This is a genomic window from Moraxella sp. Pampa (assembly GCF_035181385.1).
GTDB lineage: Bacteria > Pseudomonadota > Gammaproteobacteria > Pseudomonadales > Moraxellaceae > Moraxella.
In genome coordinates this window covers 344,786-361,392 of the sequence record NZ_JAXCJK010000001.1, presented here as the reverse complement: position 1 = coordinate 361,392, position 16,607 = coordinate 344,786, and the positions used below count along the sequence as shown (strand labels likewise).

Below are 16,607 nucleotides of genomic sequence, written 5' to 3'. Positions count from 1 at the left end.
GTATGATTGGTTGTTGGTTTGGTAGAGTGCTTTGATGTCTTGAATATGGTGGCTTAAAACCTAATGACTTTAAAAAGCTGATGACTTAAAGATGATTTAGCCTTCTTCATAATCATCAGGCATACCATATCCTGCAATAAAATTACTAAAACGAGTAAATTGCCCTTCAAAGCGTAGTGGCACGGTGCCAATTGGGCCGTTACGCTGTTTGCCAATGATGATCTCAGTAAAGCCTTTGTTGTCTGCTTTGTCTTTATTGTACACCTCATCACGATAGATGAACATGATGAGGTCAGCGTCTTGTTCAATCGCTCCTGATTCACGCAAATCTGACATCACAGGGCGTTTATTGGGCCTGTTTTCAAGGCTACGGTTAAGCTGGGATAACGCCACGACAGGACAATTCATCTCACGGGCTAATGCTTTGATACTGCGGCTAATCTCGCCAATCTCGCCGACACGGTTATTCTCCATGCCAGGCACTTTCATCAGTTGCAAATAGTCAATGATGATCATACCAAGACCGTTTTCGTGGTTTTTAGCGATGCGACGACAAGTTGAGCGAATCTCGGTCGGTGGTAAGTTGGTGCGTGCGTCCACATACAGATGCGTATCTTGGAGCATGGTGATGGCAGTAGACAGCTGAGCCCATTCTTGTTCGCTCATGTTGCCAGAACGCAGGTTGGTTTGGTTGATTTGACCCAAAGATGACAACATACGAGTAACGATAGATTCGGCGGGCATCTCCATCGAAAAGACCACCACGGGCAAGCCTTGCATGAGCACAGATTCTGCCAAATTCATTGCAAAAGTCGTCTTACCCATTGATGGGCGAGCCGCCACGACAATCATGTCGCCTTTTTGTAAACCTTGGGTTTTATTGTTGAGCTCTTCAAAGGGCGTGGCAAGACCAATGATTGAGCCATCTCGTGCTTTTAGTTCAGCAAGTTGATTGGTGACATTTTGCAAAATGTCAGTTACATTTTGTACGCCTTGTTTGCTTGCACCACTGGTGTAGTTTTCATTGATACGAAAAATATCAGCCTCTACTGTGTCAAGAATCTCGCTCACCGTTTGTTTTTTTGGGTGGTAGGCAAGATTGAGCATATTATTGGCGGCTTTGATGAGCTGTCGGTATACCGAAAACTCACGCACTCGCTCGGCATATGGCACAAGATTGAATAAAGTTGCAGGGCTTTGGTTAATCTGCATGAGATATTCTTCACCGCCTGCGGTATTGAGCAGATTTTGGGTGTTTAAATAGTCATAGACCATCAGACTGTCATAAGGCTGATTCACTCTTGATAGATGTGTGATTGCTCGAAAGATGTGCTTGTGTCTTTCGCCATAAAAATCATCATCACTGACGATGTTATCAATCTTTTCAAAAGACTCATCAATGCTCATCAAAGACGCAAGCAAGGCTCTCTCAATCTCTATGTTATGCGGTGGCTGCAGACTTAATAGATCATCTACTTTTGGATCAGTCTTTGTTTGTTTGGCTGTTTTTGCCATCTTGATTAACCATCTTTAAAAAAACTAAAAAGAAAAATTGCTAATTTAAATGCGAATTTTAGCACAAAAACATTATAATAAGTGCTAAATTTTCCCACCACTTATCTTTGTTGATAAACAACCACTCATCAAACAATCCTTTTCATCATTTTTCAAATCATTTTAAGAGTATGTCGTCATGACCATCACGCCCAATTGTATGCAACAAGCCAAAAAGCCATTGCTCATTACCACAGGTGAGCCTGCTGGCATTGGTATGGATATCGTCATTGATGTGCTCTGCCATCATGATGATGTGCTACCAAAACCACTGTTTATTATAGCTGACATTCACGCTTTTAATGAGCGTATCAATGAGCTACAAGCGGTGGGTGCGATTGATAAAGCTCCAAATTTTACCGTGATTGATGGTGATGAAATCATGACTTTTGCCCAAGATAAAAGTTTACCACATGGTGTATTTATCTTGAATACTCATTGTAAAGATAAAGTCATTGCAGGTCAATTAAACGCAAATAACGCCAGTATGGTAGAGCGTCAGTTGAATCTGGCACACACTTTGGCAAATAAAGGCGTGATTGGGGCGATTGTTACCGCACCCATTCAAAAGTCGGTGATGATTGATGGTGGAATTTGCCTTGCTGATGGTGAGATTTTCAGCGGACATACCGAATATTTCATGCACAAAGCAGGCTGTGATAAGGTGGTGATGATGCTTGCTAATGCTAAAATGCGTGTGGCACTTGTTACTACGCACATTCCTTTAAAAGAAGTACCAGATGCTGTTACACCCACAGAAGTCCGCCAAACAGTTGCCATTACTTATGCCCAAATGAAAAACCAATTTGGCATACGAAACCCAAAAATCTTGGTTTGTGGACTGAATCCGCACGCAGGCGAGAGTGGTCATCTGGGCGATGAAGAAATGAGTGTCATCAATCCTGTATTACAAGAATTTCGTGATGAAGGTGTGGATATCAGTCTTGCCATGCCTGCCGATACGATTTTTACTGACAAACATCTGTCCCAAGCAGATGCCATCATCGCCATGTATCATGACCAAGGATTGGCACCGCTCAAATCACATGGTTTTGGTGATACGGTCAATATTACATTGGGTTTGCCTTATGTACGCACCTCGGTAGACCATGGTACAGCACTGGATTTGGCAGGTACTGGGCGTGCAAGTAGTAGCAGTTTGATTCAGGCGATTAAGGTGGCGTGTGAGATGGTGGGTTAATGACTTAAATGACAATTTTTGATGAATTATTTTATGCCTTATTTTCAGCGATGGTTTAGGACATCGCTTTATTTTGCTTTAACAATCCGATAATCTCCCTTAAAGAATTTATTTCATTTTGCTTCTGTGCTAATAAAATATCTTTATTAGCTAGCAGTTCATCTTTATGTTTTAAAGATAATTTTAACTTTTCATTTTCTTTCATCATATTCTCATCAGAACCGCAATATACCGTGTTATTATCAGCACTATCATTATTCATCAAAAAGTAAATATTTTTATTTGTGCTTTGCATGAATTCAAATACATCCAAATCAAAGACCTGTGCAATTTGCTCAAGTTTGTTTAACGTCAGCTTCGTCTCACCACGTTCTATCTTGGCGTAACCATTAACAGACATATGCAACTTTTGTGCCATTTCTTCTTGAGACCACTGATTAATTTCTCGCATAATCTTAATTTTTTGATTGACATTCTTCATAATACCCACTTTTTGAGTGATTTTAACCATAAATTGTGCATTCTGCAAACATTGTATGTTGGTGGTTAATCGTGTATAGCAACATTTACCGAAACTGCTATGATATTTGGTGAGATATATAGACATAATGCTGAATGGAAATTTCGTGCTATTGGTCAAGGTTTTGCAGGTGGATTAGGGGCATTGGCCAGAAATTATGGTATTAATATTTAACAATCTGTAAGCTTAAAAAATAAAGAATGACCTATTCATTCTTTATTTTTTTAATTAGATAAGGGTATAAAATGGTAATAAATATCACAAAAAAGCCTAAGATTTCTTTAAGTAAAATTGTGTTGGAGAAATCAGGTGATTCAACTAAAATAAACTTATCAAAAAGCAGTGATGAGATTATTATTAATTTAAACTGGTCTAAAAATAAAAGTGATAATCGATTTTTACTTAAATTATTTAACACTGTTCGAGATGTTGACTTGGATTTGGGGTGCTACTATCAGTTAAATAGTGGTCATGCAGGTGTAATTGACGGCGTACAATTTTCGCACAATCGTGGTGGCCCAAGGACGCAACAAACCGCTCAGGGGTGCTACACCCAAGCTCCTTGGATTTGGCATTGTGGAGACGACAGAAATGGAGATAGTGTTACAGGTGAAAATATTTTGATAAATCCACGAGGTATTAAAGAGCTTAAGCGGATTATCATCTACTGCTTTATTTATGATGGTGTTGCAAGATGGGCACATTCCGATGCGATCGTAACCATTAAAGTCCCAAGTCAGCCTGATATTGTCGTTGAAATGGGCGAGCAAAATGATAGTAGAGGCTTTTGTGCTATCGCAAGCATTGATTTTATAGATAATCAAATGATGGTAAGAAAAGAAATTACTTTTCATAAAGGTCATAAAGAATGTGATGATTATTATAAATGGGGATTTAGTTGGGGTCGAGGCTCTAAATAATTTTTTTTGACATAAAAAAACCGCTGATGTGCTAAGCGGTTTTTTTTATTTCTTTGTAGAGTGTCTTTTTGATATTTTAAAAAATATTCACTTGTTCAATGCTTCAACCTTGCTTAAAATCTAATAATGCCTTTATTTGTTACTACCATATCCACCCCCAAATCCCAATCATTCACCACCAATCGCTCCACCATCTGAAAGTCATAGCACCAGCCCACTTTTAAACCCCTAAAAGTGGCAAAGGTGCGGTCATAAAACCCGCCACCCATACCCAGCCGATTGCCCAGCTGATCCACCGCCACCAAAGGGCAGATGATGCAGTCTAGCTGGCTGGCTAAGACAGTATTTTTGGCAAATGGTTCTTTCATGCCAAGTGCATGGCGTTTTAGTGGTATTTTTTTTAAATCATAAAATACTGGAGAAAAAGTTAAGGCTGTTTCTTTTTTGGTGATTGGTAAATAGGGCATAAAGCCATGTTTTTGGCAAAATTTGACAATCACACCAGTAGGCAACTCGCCAAAATTATCCAGATAAAGTCCAATTTTGGCATTTTTTGGTAAAATTTTAGCTAATTTTGGTAGGTGCAAATTTGCTAAAAATGCAAAATTTTTGCGTTGTTTGGTGGTCAAATTTTTGCGTTGCTGACGAATGGTTTTGCGTAAATGACCGCTATCTAAGTGGCTGACCATGATGGCTTTCCAAGTTTATTTAGAAAATATTATCATTTAAAAATGATAATGATTAGTGATTGAAAATTAATTTTAATGATGGTATAGTTAATGATGGTATAGCAATTCAATCATTTTAACAATTTTTGTATTAAAAAAGGAAATATTTTATGACCGACATTCGCATTGAAAAAGACACCATGGGCGAGGTACAAGTCCCCGCCCAAGCCTACTTTGGTGCCCAAACCCAGCGTAGCCGTGATAATTTTAAAATCGGTGGCGAAACCCTGCCACAGCCGTTGATTCAAGCGATGGCAACCGTCAAAAAAGCCGCTGCCATCACCAATGCGTCTTTGGGGCGAATTGAAGACGAACAAAAACAACTGATTATCAAAGCGTGCGACAAGATTTTGGCAGGTGAACATCTAGACCAATTTCCGCTTGTGGTGTGGCAGACAGGCTCAGGCACACAGTCCAATATGAATATGAACGAAGTGCTTGCCAACATCGCCAACGAACTGGCAGGTAGCCCCAAAGGCTCGTACAAGCCCATTCACCCCAACGACCATGTAAACCACGCCCAATCCACCAACGACAGCTTCCCCACCGCCATTCGGGTGGCAAGTGCAGTGCAAATCAACCAAACGCTCATTCCTGCGGTCAAGGCACTGCGTGATACCTTGTCCAAAAAAGCCGATGACTTTGCCGACATTGTCAAAATCGGACGCACACACCTACAAGACGCCACGCCACTCACTTTGGGGCAAGAATTTAGTGCTTATGTGGCACAGCTGGATTTGGCATTGGTTCGCCTTGACAACGCCTTGCAAGGCTTGTACCAGTTGCCCCTTGGTGGCACAGCGGTGGGCACAGGACTCAACAGCCACCCAGACTATGCCGTCAAATCCGCCGAACAAATCGCCCAATTGACAGGCTTGCCCTTTGTAACCGCCCCCAACAAATTTGAGGCTTTGGCGGCACGAGATGCTGAGGTGTTTGCCTCAGGCGCTCTAAAAACTTTGGCAGCAAGTCTCAACAAAATCGCCAACGATGTCCGCTGGCTTGCGTCTGGCCCTCGCTGTGGCTTGGGCGAGTTGTCCATTCCTGAAAATGAACCAGGTAGCTCTATTATGCCTGGTAAAGTCAATCCCACCCAATCGGAGGCGATGACGATGGTGGTGGCACAAGTGATGGGCAACGATGTTACCATCAACTTGGCAGGGGCATCTGGCAATTTTGAACTTAATGTCTTTATGCCTGTCATTGGCTACAATCTGTTGCAGTCCATTCGCTTGCTTGCTGATGCGTGTACAAGTTTTAATGACAACTGTGCGGTGGGCATTGAACCAAACCGTGAAAAAATTGACCACTTTTTGCACAATTCATTGATGCTGGTTACCGCTCTCAATCGCAAAATCGGCTATGAAAACGCCGCCAAAGTCGCCAAAACCGCCTTTAAAGAAAACAAAACCTTAAAGCAAGTGGCGGTAGAGCTGAACCTTTTGAGTGAAAGCGAGTTTGACGAGTGGGTCAAGCCCCACGAGATGGTTGCACCCAAATAAGCAAAAATCAAAAAAAGATTAAAAAAATTGAATAAAATAAGAGCAAATTCTTTTTTGGATTTGCTCTTATTTTTGGCGTCAATTTCTGTCAAATTTTTAAAATTTGCGTATGCGTGCTGGCATCATACAAAAAAGCAAACAATGATTGGCAAATTAATCTTTTTCGTCCGACTGCTCGGTAAAGGTTTTTTTGATGGGCTTGGCAAATTGAAAAATTAAATAAGTAAAAACGCTGACCACCACCGCAATTTCAAGCCGACCCATTGCCACAGCAAGACCGATACAACCTGCCGACCAGATGGCTGCTGCTGTTGATGTGCCTTCAACCATGCCTTTTTCTTTTAAAATTGCACCACCGCCAATAAAACCAATGCCACCAATAATGCCTGCCATCAATTCGCCCATGCCACCATCATCTCCAATGATTTCAATGGCAAGTAGCATAAAGCCACAACTGGCAAGGCTGACAATCGGAAAGGTACGCAGACCAATATTTTCTTTGCTATTTTCACGATGATAACCAATAGGCATTACCAGACCAAATGCCACGACCATCTGTATGACATGGGTCAAAACAATGTCCAAATCAAAATCAAACAATGTGGAAAGTACATGATTCATGCTTGGCATACAAAATTCAAATTGGCTAGATGGGTGCTTATTATAGCAGAAATTTTTGTCATAATTGCCAAATGGTTGTTAGTGTGATGCACTGTATTTTTAAATAAAAATGAATTTTTATGCTTTTGCCTTGAAAAATTGGGCAAATTTAGCGATAATTAAACATTTATTTTGCCTTCAAAAGCTGTCATCATGACCACACAAGATTCCAGTGTCAGTTCCCTTGCCACATCGCCAACAACCAGAGCAACCAAAGTTAAAGAACAAAATGGCTCTCAAGATAAGATGACCACTGCTTTTTTAAAAGCAACCTTTAAACCTGTTAAAAAATCCATGATATTAGCATGGTTATTAGATGTGGTAAGTACCATACTGTTGGTGGGGCAGGCGTATGTTTTGGCATGGCTGTTTGATGCTTGGTTATCAGCTTTCATAAAAAATACACCTTTGCCCAATGGGGCGGTTGGTGATGGGTTGGTATTGAGGATAAGCTTAGGCTTGCTTTTTGCTTGTTTAATTGGGCGTATTGTCATTGCTTATGGGCGTGATGTGATTTTAACAAATGCTGGCCTGATGGTTGCTAAGTCTGTGAGAAAACGGCTGTTTGATCAACTCGCTAGACTTGGGCAGGCTCGGCGTTATTTTGGGTCAGATGGTGCGTTGGCAAGCAAAATCATTGATGAGCCTGATCATCTGGTTGGTTATGCTCGCTTTGAGGTTCAAAAAATAACGGCCATAACCACACCTCTTATTTTGGCGGGGTGTGTGGCATTTTATAGTACGACCTCGGCTTTGATTTTATTGCTGACCGCACCACTTGTGCCAATTTTTATGATGTGTATTGGCATTGCCACAGCTCGCAAAAGCCGTGAGCAGATGGACGCTTTGGCACAGCTTGGTGGGCGTTTTTTAGACTGGATTCGTGGTGTGAATACGCTATCACGGCTAGGAGCGGTGGACATGGCAGTATCAGACATTGCAAAAAGCTCTGAAAATTACCGCAAACGCACAATGAGCGTATTAAAAATAGCTTTTTTAAATAGCACGGCATTAGAGTTTTTGACTGCTTTGTCAATTGCTTTGGTGGCGGTGTATCTAGGCTTTGATTTAATGGGTGTACTGCCTTGGAGAACAGAACAAACACACACAACTTATGGTATCGCTTTATTTATTTTATTGCTTGTGCCTGAATTTTATGCACCACTTCGCCGACTTGGGGCAGAATACCACATCAAAGGACAAGCCGTGGCGTGTGCCAAAGCAATTACCCCAATGCTAGATTTTAAGGCCAAACAACAAGGCTCTATGATGCCAAATTTAAGCTTAGCTCCTGGTTTTGAGCTCAAAAATATTGCTGCCTTTGGTGATGATGGGCGGATTCGCCTAAGACCAACAAGCTTGTCTTTTGAAGCTGGCAAACGCACCGCCCTAATGGGGGAGAGTGGCATGGGTAAATCCACAATTTTACAAATCCTACTTGGCTTTGGTGATTGTGAGGGTGATGTTATCATTCATACAAATGATGGCTCTATATGCTACGATGAAATTGATGTGGCACAATTACGCACTCAATTTGGCTATTTATCGCAGGCAGCTCCGTTGTTGCCGATGACGATTGCGGATAATTTGCGACTTGCCAAACCAGATGCTAGCGATGCCAAACTTGTACAAGTCCTAAAAGAAGTGGGGTTATGGAATTTGGTTGAAACACTGCCTGATGGCATTAATACCATGCTTTTTGAGCGTGGCGGTGGGCTATCTGGCGGTCAGGGGCAACGCCTTGCTATTGCTCAATTGCTATTACAAGATGCCAAAGTATGGCTATTAGACGAACCAACCGAGCATTTAGATGGTCAAACAGCAGGGTGGATTAAAGAGCTGTTGTGTCGTGTGAGTGTGGGCAAAACCGTGATTTGGGTAACTCATGATGGTGTGGGTGTGGATTTTGATAGGGTTCATGATTTAAATGCCTTGCATAAAAACATGAGCGATAAGGCGGTGCAACATGAGTGATGATGGCATGGACGGTGGTGTGATGAGTAACAGTAAAAATAACAATCACCAATTTCGTTTAAGAGAGTTGTTATCGAGCCAAAAGTTATTGTGGAGCATTGCGTGGATATTGAGTATTGCGACGATGTTGTCGGCACTGGGTTTGGCCATGCTTGCAGGTTGGTTCATTACGATGGCAGGCGTGGTCGGAGTGTTAGGGCTAGCCTCTTATGCTTTTAATTATTTTTTACCATCTTTGATCATTCGTGGTTTTGCCATGACAAGAACGCTTGCTCGTTATGGTGATTTAATGGTTTCGCACCATGCGGTATTTGGCCTACTTAAAGATTTGCGAGTCAAATTTTTTGCTCATTGGGCAAAGCTACCTTTAACCATGCGAGTACAAAAGGGTGGTAGTAGTGAAACCATGCAAAGACTTGTGCATGATATTGATACGCTAGATGAGTTTCCTTTGCGTGTGATCTCACCTTTTGTAGTAGCAATAGTTGCAGTGGTGGTGTTGTCGCTGATGGTGCTATTAATGATACCAAATGCCATCATGGTCGTGGCGTGTGCGGCATTGTCATTTGTCATTGCACTAATGACTTTAAAAAGAGGCATTGGCTTGGCAAGCTCTGAAAGCAGGCTCATTACTTTGCGTAAAAGCAAACTGTTAAATACATTGCCTGCCTTGACAGCACTACTGACATGGAACCGTTGGGGTGATGGTATGCGTGAGCTGGCTGAGTATGATGAGCAATATCATCAGTTTAGCATGCAAGTGCTAAAAAATAAACGCATTGCCCAATTGTTGATTCAGATGAGTTTGGCGGTGGCTGTTATTGCTTTGCTTATGATGGCAGGGCGTCTGTTTGAGCAAGGAATTGTCCCATTGACACTTAAAAATTTGGGTGATTATACTACTTTAAACCCTGCCATCATACTTGCTTTGACACTTGGGGTATTTGGCTTGATGGAAATCATGTCGGTGTTGGTGAATGAACCACTTGCTTTTGGTCGCAGTGTGAATGCTAAAAAACGCATCAATGACTTATTAGGGACTCGATTAACTAATAATAAACAGCCCATTGAAGGTGATTTTACCATTACCTTAAAAAATCTTTCGGTTAAAATGCCATCTGCCATACTCAAAACGGATTGTATTAATGCTACTTTGACACCGCATAAACCCATGCTAATAATCGGTGCATCTGGAGCGGGCAAATCTACACTGCTGGCAACATTGGCAGGGGAAGTGCCACGCATGAGTGGTGAAATTTGGATTGACGGTTTGAATGCTGATGGAACCAAAACCACCAAACTTGACATTGAGCAGGTTGATTTTGGTCAAACATTGGGGTTTTTGGGACAAAATGTTGATATTTTTGATCAAACTTTAGCAGATAATTTAAGGCTTGGTAAACCATCTGCCAGTGATGATGAGTTGTGGGCGGTGCTGAAGAAGGTTAATTTGTCTGATTGGGCAAAGTCTCAGCCAAAAGGGCTAGATACGCCACTTGGTGAGTATGGCATGGCGATTTCTGGTGGTCAAGGACGGCGTGTGGCTTTGGCTCGCCTGCTACTTACGCCTAAAAAAGTACTTTTATTAGACGAACCATTTGCAGGCTTGGACGGTACCACTCGCCAAATTGTATGGAATGCTTTGATTGATATGCAAAAAGATGGCAAGATTGGTATACTTGCCATCTCTACTCATCAAAGATGCGGTCAGATGTGTGAAGCTGATGTGATGAAAGTGGGCTGACAGCAAAAGATTGACCCTAACTTTTTGATGATGCTTGTTTTGGGTTGTCCTTTTCGGTAATGATGGGTGTGTTTGGGTCGCCTAAGCTTAAAATTTCTGAAAAATTAGGTGCGGCTTTTAAAATCAATTGCTCTCGCTCCAAGATGCCTTGATTGATTTGTATTTTTTTGATGGTATTTATGATGATATCAACTTTACCAAGCCAGCGTCCAAGTTCAAGATAGACAATACTCCCTTTGTGTTCGGTGAATGGCACGCCTTTGATTTCAATTTGGCTTAAAATCAGGGGCAAGGGGTCTTTGCGAAAAATGACATGATAAGCACGCAGAGCAAACTTTGCCAAAGGTGCTTGCCACCAGGATTTGGTATGCAGTTCAAGCACATCGGTATCGCTGATTTGGCGTAGCACCAATCGCTGAGTGTGTCCATCAAGCTGTAAATGCACCAGCTCAAAATTGCTGGCGACATTGGCAAAGATGCCCTTGATATTTATGGTGGCATATAATCTGAGCCACCCATCATGAATGTCTAATCGCAAATGATGTAGCATGTCAACATTTTTTACCACAAAATTATCCAGTGAGTCATTGATGATTTTTTGACTGACAGGTACGCTGATTTCATCAATCAAATGGCTAGTAGCATTGGCATAGCTGTGTTTTAAGTTGCCAAGCGTTTGTTGCCAGTTGAAAAATAAGTCTTCAAGCAATCGGTCGCCATCAAGACCGCTGATTTGGGCAAAGTTACCTAAGATTCCTTGGGACTCTTGGGTGTCTGAGTAGAAATGTGAATGGTTGGTCATAAGAAAGGTGTATTTAAAGTTTTGTTCATTGTAGCAAATTTTAGTGTTTTTGAGCAACTAAATTCACCAAAAAACCAACAATGCCAAAATGATTGATCATGTCATATCAAAGACCTAAAAAGATCAAAGACCTAAAAAGTCCACCACAAATTCGCTGTTGGGCTTAATAAATAATTCATCAGCCTTTCCTATTTGTTCTATCATGCCATGATTCATGACAACGATGGTGTCTGAGATGGTGATCGCCTCTTCTTGGTCGTGTGTTACCATAATGCTGGTGATGCCAATGTCTTTTTGTATTTGTCGCAGCGATGAACGAAGCTCTTTGCGTACTTTGGCATCTAAGGCTCCAAACGGCTCATCTAAAAGTAGTAATTTGGGATTGGTGGCAATGGCTCTTGCTAAGGCAATGCGTTGGCGTTGTCCGCCTGACAGTTCGTGTGGGTAGCGGTCTTTGATGTGAGGCAATTGCACAAGATCAAGAAGCTCTGTTACTCGAGCGTCAATTTCTTTTTGGCTGGGGCGTTCTTTTAATAAGGTTAGGCCAAAGGCAATGTTGTCGGCAACGGTTTTGTGGCGAAATAAGGCGTAGTTTTGAAAGACAAAGCCAATACCTCGCTTTTGTACGGGTGTATCTGTTACATCAATGCCATCAAAAAAAATCCTTCCTGTATCTGAGGTTTCTAGCCCTGCAATGATTCGCAAAAGTGTTGTTTTGCCACAGCCAGAAGGACCAAGCAGTGTAGTCAGCTCACCAGAATTGACCGTAAAACTGATGTCGTTGAGAGCGGTAAAATCGCCAAAGTGCTTATGAATGTTTTTAATCTCAATGCTCATATTCATTCCAGTTTTAAATTTTTTGGTTTAAATTCATTTTGGGTACAAATTTGTACAGTTGGGCGTATATTAAAAATAACTATATGCCATTTGGGTTTTTATTTAGGTTAATGCCTGCCTTTGTATTGTCTGCTTAATATATTTTGTGCAGCAAGTGTCAGCAAAGCAAGCAGGGCAAGTAGGCTAGACATGGCAAAGGCAGTAGTAAAAGCATACTCATTATAAGCAATTTCAATCATGAGTGGCATGGTATTGGTCTCACCACGGATATGCCCAGACACCACTGACACCGCACCAAATTCACCCATTGCTCGTGCATTGGTTAGAATAATGCCATAAAATAATGCCCATTTGATGTTTGGTAGTGTAATATGCCAAAACATCTGCCAGCCGCTTGCACCAAGTGTCAGTCCAGCCTCTTCTTCAGCATCACCTTGTGATTGCATGAGCGGTATGAGCTCTCGTGCGATGAAAGGGAAGGTAACAAAAAGTGTGGCAAGTACAATGCCTGTCGTAGCAAAGATGATTTTGATACCCATGCTTTCAAAAAACCCACCAATCATTGTATTCGCCCCAAATAACAGCACAAACATCAATCCTGCCACTACTGGCGATACTGCAAAGGGTAAATCCAGCAAAGTGGTGATGATGAATTTACCTCTAAATTTATGGCGTGTAATCAAATAAGCAAGTGCCACGCCAATGATGGTGTTAATTGGCAATACGATGGCTGTTGTCATCAAGGTTAATTTAATGGCGTGTAAAGCATCAGGGTCTGACAAGGCGGAAATGTACGCCTCTTGCCCCTCTTTGAGTGCCTCATAAAATACAGCAATCAGCGGTACGGCCAGCATGATGGCCATAAAACTGACCGCCAGTAGAATGAGCGACCACTTTATCCATATGGGATCTTTGGTCGCAGGGTGATTTTGATAATCGTAGGTAGATTGGGTTGTCATTTTTTGTTTCAACTATTTGATATTCTTTGTAAATCAACAATGTACTTTTTTAGTTAAAATTAATTTGTTTTTGCACCAAGTCTTGCTGATAATTTCCATTGGGCAAAGTTGATCGCAAATAACACCAACAATGATACAATCAGCATGAATAACGCCACACAGCTTGCCCCTGCCACATCAAATTGTTCTAATTTTGACACAATGATCAATGGCAATATTTCAGATTTCATGGGGATATTGCCTGCAATAAAAATCACCGAGCCGTATTCGCCTGTAGCTCTGGCAAACATCATGCCTGCACCAATCAGCATGGCAGGAGCAATCTCTGGCAAGATGACTTTGATAAAAGTTGTTCTGCGATTAGCTCCCATCACAGCAGATGCTTCTTCAAACTCTACAGATAATTCTGCAAGGACAGGCTGTACTGCACGCACGATAAAAGGAAAAGATACCACAACAAGGGCGAGCCAAATTCCGATAGGAGTAAAAGCAATGTGTATGGGCTCTTTTGTCAGGGCGATGCCAAGTTTGGCAAATATTTGCCCAAATAAGCCGTTGGGTGCGTATAGTGTCGCAAGTGCAATGCCTGTAACGGCAGTCGGTAGGGCAAAGGGTAAGTCCACCAGAGCATTGATGAATGACTTACCCCAAAAATCATAACGCACCAATACCCAAGCAATCAGCGTGCCAAAAATAAGATTGGTCAAAGTGGCAAGCGCTGCCATGGACAAAGACAGCTTAATGGCGTGAAATACCTGTGGTTCTTTGATGGTGCTAATGATATCGTCCATGCCCATTTGTAAGGTGGTTAAAATCATCATCACAAAGGGCAAAACCACCAAAAGAGATAGAGCAAATATGCTGATGCCCATGGACAAACCAAAAAAAGGCATGATGCGTCTTTGTTTGTTTTTAGGCCAGTGCTTGGTCGGGCCTGTGATTAAATCATCTGGGCTATGAGTGCTTGTCATGGTTTTGTTTGTCTTGTGGGTTTTGTAAAATTTTGACTATTTTAAAAAGATTGACAAAATTATAGTATTGTTAAAATGGAATATGTATTTGAAATTTTGGAATTTAAACAATTGATTGATGTCATCAATCGATACAAAACAGCAAAAAAGCTGAGTATTGTCTCAGCTTTTTTGCTGTTTTGAGCTGGTGTTTGTTTATTTGCTCACTACTTCGCCAGTGGCACTGACCGCCAGTTTGTCGTACACACCACCTTCTTTAAAGTAAGTTTGCATGATAGATTTCCAATCACCAAAGACATCATTTGGAAAGAAAGTCTGGATTTGAGGAAAGCGGTCTTTGTATTTATCTAGGATATCAGGATTGCTTGGACGCAAGAAGTATTTGACCGCTAATTCCTGACCTTCATCGCTATAAAGATGGTTTAGGTATGACTTGGCAATGTCGGTAGTGCCTTTCTTGCTGGCTATCGTATCCACGACCGCTATGGGGTTTTCAGCATTGACGGTATAGCTTGGGTAGACGATTTGAGTGCCTTGAAATTTTTCTTTGATGATGTTGGCTTCGTTTTCAAAGGTGATTAGCACATCGCCAAGCTGTCTTTGGGCAAAAGTTGTGGTTGCTGCTCGTCCGCCATTTTCAAAGACTTTGACATTGGCAAGTAGATTGGTGATGAATTCATGTGTTTTTTGTTTATCTTGATTAAATGTGTGCAGGCCGTAACCATACGCCCCTAAGAATGCGTAACGACCGTTACCTGTGGTTTTTGGGTTGGCAATGATGATTTGTACATCTTTATTAACAAGGTCTGCCCAATCTTTGATGCCCTTTGGATTGCCTTCACGCACCACAAATACAATCGTACTGGTGAAAGGAATGGCATTATTTGGAAAATTTTGTCGCCATTGACTGTCCACAAGCTGGCTGTCGGCAAGTAGCTCAATGTCTGAGCTTTGATTCATGGTAACAATGTCTGCTTCTAAGCCGTTTTTTACTGACAGAGCTTGCTTGCTGGAACCACCGTGTGACTGCTTAATGTTGACTTTGACATCAGGATTGATGCTTTGATAATGTTTAACAAAAATAGGGTTGTAGTCTTTATAAAAGTCTCTGGCTACATCGTAAGAGACATTGAGTAGCTCTACTTGATGATTGGCATGGTCTTTATTTTCAGCGTTTTTGGCAGTGTCATTTTGGCTGTTGCCACCACAAGCAGTCAATGCAAAAGCGAATAAGGCAATGGCGGAGGGCGTGAGAATTTTTTTCATGGTCATTTTTCCAAATAAAAATAAAAAAAAGTTAAGATTAAAAAAGTGAAGGTATTGTAAAGCAGAACCTTTCAAAAGGTTAGGTAAAAAAAGGGAAATCGTTATTCTGTTTTGGAATTTTCATCATTTGCTATGGCTTGTGTTGCAATTGAGCAAAAAACCTTTCATATTTTTGTATTTACGCTCTAAAAGCTTTTATGCCATAAAAGTCACAAAAAACTTCGCCTAAAATCCACCCATAACACCACGAAAATACGCCATATGTGTTATAATAGAAAAATTTAAACAAAGAATAATGAGCAATGATTCACGAAACAATATTGATTGATGCACCACATGGTGTATTAGAGGTTGATGCGATTTGGCAAGATGGCAACAGACAGCCTACCGATATGCTTGCCATCATTTGCCACCCAAATCCACTTGGTGGTGGTAACATGACCAATAAAGTGGTCAGTACCATGTATAGATTTTGTCGAGATGCTGGCATGGATGTGGTTCGCTTTAATTACCGTGGCGTAGGTCGCTCATCGGGTGTGTCTGAATATGGCGATGGTGAATTTATGGACACACAGACGGTGTTAAAATGGGCAATGACCAAGACAAGCGCACGCAAACTTTGGCTTGGTGGGTTTTCGTTTGGCGGTTTTGTGGCGTGTCGTATGGCGGATTTAATCAGCCATCACCACAAAATGGGCGGTGATTTTTCTGGTCTGCATTTGGCAAATTTGGCACTGATTGCTCCGTCTGTTGCGCGTAATGATACAAACGACCTGATACTACAAGCGGATAATGCTTTTGTGATTTATGGTGATAAAGATGAGCTGGTTGCACCAAAGGCATTAAAACAGTTTGCTGATGAACGCAAGTTTGGGCAAGTAGTCATGGCAGATGCTGGGCATTTTTTTCATGGTAGGTTGACGGATTTAAAACAGGCCTTAATCGCTAATACGATTTAGTATACATGTA

The 16,607-nt window shown here is 41.4% G+C and carries 15 protein-coding genes and 1 pseudogene; 7 read left to right on the top strand and 9 right to left on the bottom strand.

Features of this window, described 5'->3' with window-relative positions; translation table 11 throughout:
* Nucleotides 1-96: 96 nt before the first annotated feature.
* The gene (gene dnaB, locus R0123_RS01725; RefSeq protein ID WP_323842870.1) at nucleotides 97-1,515 is read right to left on the bottom strand and encodes a replicative DNA helicase; all 1,419 of its coding nucleotides are present in this window, start codon (nucleotides 1,513-1,515) and stop codon (nucleotides 97-99) included.
* A 178-nt stretch (nucleotides 1,516-1,693) separates the two neighbouring features.
* Here dnaB and pdxA point away from each other — a divergent pair, with 178 nt between their 5' ends.
* On the top strand, nucleotides 1,694-2,755 hold the full coding sequence (gene pdxA / locus R0123_RS01720) for a 4-hydroxythreonine-4-phosphate dehydrogenase PdxA (protein ID WP_323842869.1): 1,062 nt from the start codon (nucleotides 1,694-1,696) through the stop codon (nucleotides 2,753-2,755).
* Between the two features lie 55 nt (nucleotides 2,756-2,810).
* Here pdxA and R0123_RS01715 read toward each other — a convergent pair whose 3' ends face one another.
* Nucleotides 2,811-3,266, bottom strand: a complete 456-nt coding sequence (locus tag R0123_RS01715) for a helix-turn-helix transcriptional regulator (RefSeq protein ID WP_323842868.1) — start codon at nucleotides 3,264-3,266, stop codon at nucleotides 2,811-2,813.
* Between the two features lie 57 nt (nucleotides 3,267-3,323).
* Here R0123_RS01715 and R0123_RS01710 point away from each other — a divergent pair.
* Together R0123_RS01710 and R0123_RS01705 are read left to right on the top strand one after the other, a co-directional pair.
* Nucleotides 3,324-3,449, top strand: a pseudogene (locus R0123_RS01710) (TerD family protein); the annotation flags it as partial.
* Between the two features lie 71 nt (nucleotides 3,450-3,520).
* Nucleotides 3,521-4,195 carry a hypothetical protein gene (locus R0123_RS01705; protein WP_323842867.1) on the top strand — a complete coding sequence of 225 codons (675 nt, stop codon included), beginning with the start codon at nucleotides 3,521-3,523 and terminating at the stop codon, nucleotides 4,193-4,195.
* A gap of 113 nt (nucleotides 4,196-4,308) precedes the next feature.
* Here R0123_RS01705 and R0123_RS01700 read toward each other — a convergent pair whose 3' ends face one another.
* Entirely contained in the window at nucleotides 4,309-4,884 is a 576-nt protein-coding gene (locus tag R0123_RS01700; RefSeq protein ID WP_323841529.1) for a 5-formyltetrahydrofolate cyclo-ligase, read from the bottom strand.
* 149 nt (nucleotides 4,885-5,033) lie between these two features.
* Between R0123_RS01700 and fumC the strand changes: the two genes are divergently transcribed.
* Nucleotides 5,034-6,425, top strand: coding sequence for a class II fumarate hydratase (gene fumC, locus R0123_RS01695; RefSeq protein ID WP_323842866.1), 1,392 nt, complete (start codon nucleotides 5,034-5,036; stop codon nucleotides 6,423-6,425).
* Between the two features lie 153 nt (nucleotides 6,426-6,578).
* Here fumC and R0123_RS01690 read toward each other — a convergent pair whose 3' ends face one another.
* On the bottom strand, nucleotides 6,579-7,055 hold the full coding sequence (locus tag R0123_RS01690) for an MgtC/SapB family protein (protein WP_323842865.1): 477 nt from the start codon (nucleotides 7,053-7,055) through the stop codon (nucleotides 6,579-6,581).
* 183 nt (nucleotides 7,056-7,238) lie between these two features.
* Here R0123_RS01690 and cydD point away from each other — a divergent pair, with 183 nt between their 5' ends.
* Together cydD and R0123_RS01680 are read left to right on the top strand one after the other, a co-directional pair.
* Complete coding sequence (gene cydD, locus R0123_RS01685; protein ID WP_323842864.1) at nucleotides 7,239-9,059, top strand: thiol reductant ABC exporter subunit CydD; 1,821 nt, start codon at nucleotides 7,239-7,241, stop codon at nucleotides 9,057-9,059.
* The gene (locus tag R0123_RS01680) at nucleotides 9,052-10,803 is read left to right on the top strand and encodes an amino acid ABC transporter ATP-binding/permease protein (protein ID WP_323842863.1); all 1,752 of its coding nucleotides are present in this window, start codon (nucleotides 9,052-9,054) and stop codon (nucleotides 10,801-10,803) included. The genes cydD and R0123_RS01680 overlap by 8 nt, the downstream gene beginning before the upstream one ends.
* A gap of 16 nt (nucleotides 10,804-10,819) precedes the next feature.
* Here R0123_RS01680 and R0123_RS01675 read toward each other — a convergent pair whose 3' ends face one another.
* From R0123_RS01675 to R0123_RS01655, 5 genes are all read right to left on the bottom strand, one after another.
* A complete protein-coding gene (locus R0123_RS01675) occupies nucleotides 10,820-11,605 on the bottom strand; it encodes a hypothetical protein (RefSeq protein ID WP_323842862.1) in 786 nt (261 codons plus the stop codon).
* Between the two features lie 123 nt (nucleotides 11,606-11,728).
* A complete protein-coding gene (locus R0123_RS01670) occupies nucleotides 11,729-12,442 on the bottom strand; it encodes a sulfate/molybdate ABC transporter ATP-binding protein (RefSeq protein ID WP_323841523.1) in 714 nt (237 codons plus the stop codon).
* A gap of 107 nt (nucleotides 12,443-12,549) precedes the next feature.
* Nucleotides 12,550-13,401: a sulfate ABC transporter permease subunit CysW gene (gene cysW, locus R0123_RS01665; protein WP_323841522.1), complete on the bottom strand. Its 852-nt coding sequence runs from the start codon at nucleotides 13,399-13,401 to the stop codon at nucleotides 12,550-12,552.
* A gap of 59 nt (nucleotides 13,402-13,460) precedes the next feature.
* Nucleotides 13,461-14,372 (bottom strand): sulfate ABC transporter permease subunit CysT, encoded by a 912-nt coding sequence (gene cysT / locus R0123_RS01660; RefSeq protein WP_323842861.1) that lies wholly within the window; start codon nucleotides 14,370-14,372, stop codon nucleotides 13,461-13,463.
* 195 nt (nucleotides 14,373-14,567) lie between these two features.
* Nucleotides 14,568-15,638, bottom strand: coding sequence for a sulfate ABC transporter substrate-binding protein (locus tag R0123_RS01655; RefSeq protein WP_323842860.1), 1,071 nt, complete (start codon nucleotides 15,636-15,638; stop codon nucleotides 14,568-14,570).
* 302 nt (nucleotides 15,639-15,940) lie between these two features.
* Here R0123_RS01655 and R0123_RS01650 point away from each other — a divergent pair, with 302 nt between their 5' ends.
* On the top strand, nucleotides 15,941-16,597 hold the full coding sequence (locus R0123_RS01650) for an alpha/beta hydrolase (protein ID WP_323842859.1): 657 nt from the start codon (nucleotides 15,941-15,943) through the stop codon (nucleotides 16,595-16,597).
* Nucleotides 16,598-16,607 lie beyond the last annotated feature (10 nt).

Excerpts from the sequence above, each read along its gene's own strand:
- dnaB (WP_323842870.1), bottom strand. The coding sequence starts at position 1,515 with ATGGCAAAAACAGCCAAACAAACAAAGACTGATCCAAAAGTAGATGAT.
- pdxA (WP_323842869.1), top strand. The coding sequence starts at position 1,694 with ATGACCATCACGCCCAATTGTATGCAACAAGCCAAAAAGCCATTGCTC.
- R0123_RS01715 (WP_323842868.1), bottom strand. The coding sequence starts at position 3,266 with ATGGTTAAAATCACTCAAAAAGTGGGTATTATGAAGAATGTCAATCAA.
- R0123_RS01705 (WP_323842867.1), top strand. The coding sequence starts at position 3,521 with ATGGTAATAAATATCACAAAAAAGCCTAAGATTTCTTTAAGTAAAATT.
- R0123_RS01700 (WP_323841529.1), bottom strand. The coding sequence starts at position 4,884 with ATGGTCAGCCACTTAGATAGCGGTCATTTACGCAAAACCATTCGTCAG.
- fumC (WP_323842866.1), top strand. The coding sequence starts at position 5,034 with ATGACCGACATTCGCATTGAAAAAGACACCATGGGCGAGGTACAAGTC.
- R0123_RS01690 (WP_323842865.1), bottom strand. The coding sequence starts at position 7,055 with ATGCCAAGCATGAATCATGTACTTTCCACATTGTTTGATTTTGATTTG.
- cydD (WP_323842864.1), top strand. The coding sequence starts at position 7,239 with ATGACCACACAAGATTCCAGTGTCAGTTCCCTTGCCACATCGCCAACA.
- R0123_RS01680 (WP_323842863.1), top strand. The coding sequence starts at position 9,052 with ATGAGTGATGATGGCATGGACGGTGGTGTGATGAGTAACAGTAAAAAT.
- R0123_RS01675 (WP_323842862.1), bottom strand. The coding sequence starts at position 11,605 with ATGACCAACCATTCACATTTCTACTCAGACACCCAAGAGTCCCAAGGA.
- R0123_RS01670 (WP_323841523.1), bottom strand. The coding sequence starts at position 12,442 with ATGAGCATTGAGATTAAAAACATTCATAAGCACTTTGGCGATTTTACC.
- cysW (WP_323841522.1), bottom strand. The coding sequence starts at position 13,401 with ATGACAACCCAATCTACCTACGATTATCAAAATCACCCTGCGACCAAA.
- cysT (WP_323842861.1), bottom strand. The coding sequence starts at position 14,372 with ATGACAAGCACTCATAGCCCAGATGATTTAATCACAGGCCCGACCAAG.
- R0123_RS01655 (WP_323842860.1), bottom strand. The coding sequence starts at position 15,638 with ATGAAAAAAATTCTCACGCCCTCCGCCATTGCCTTATTCGCTTTTGCA.
- R0123_RS01650 (WP_323842859.1), top strand. The coding sequence starts at position 15,941 with ATGATTCACGAAACAATATTGATTGATGCACCACATGGTGTATTAGAG.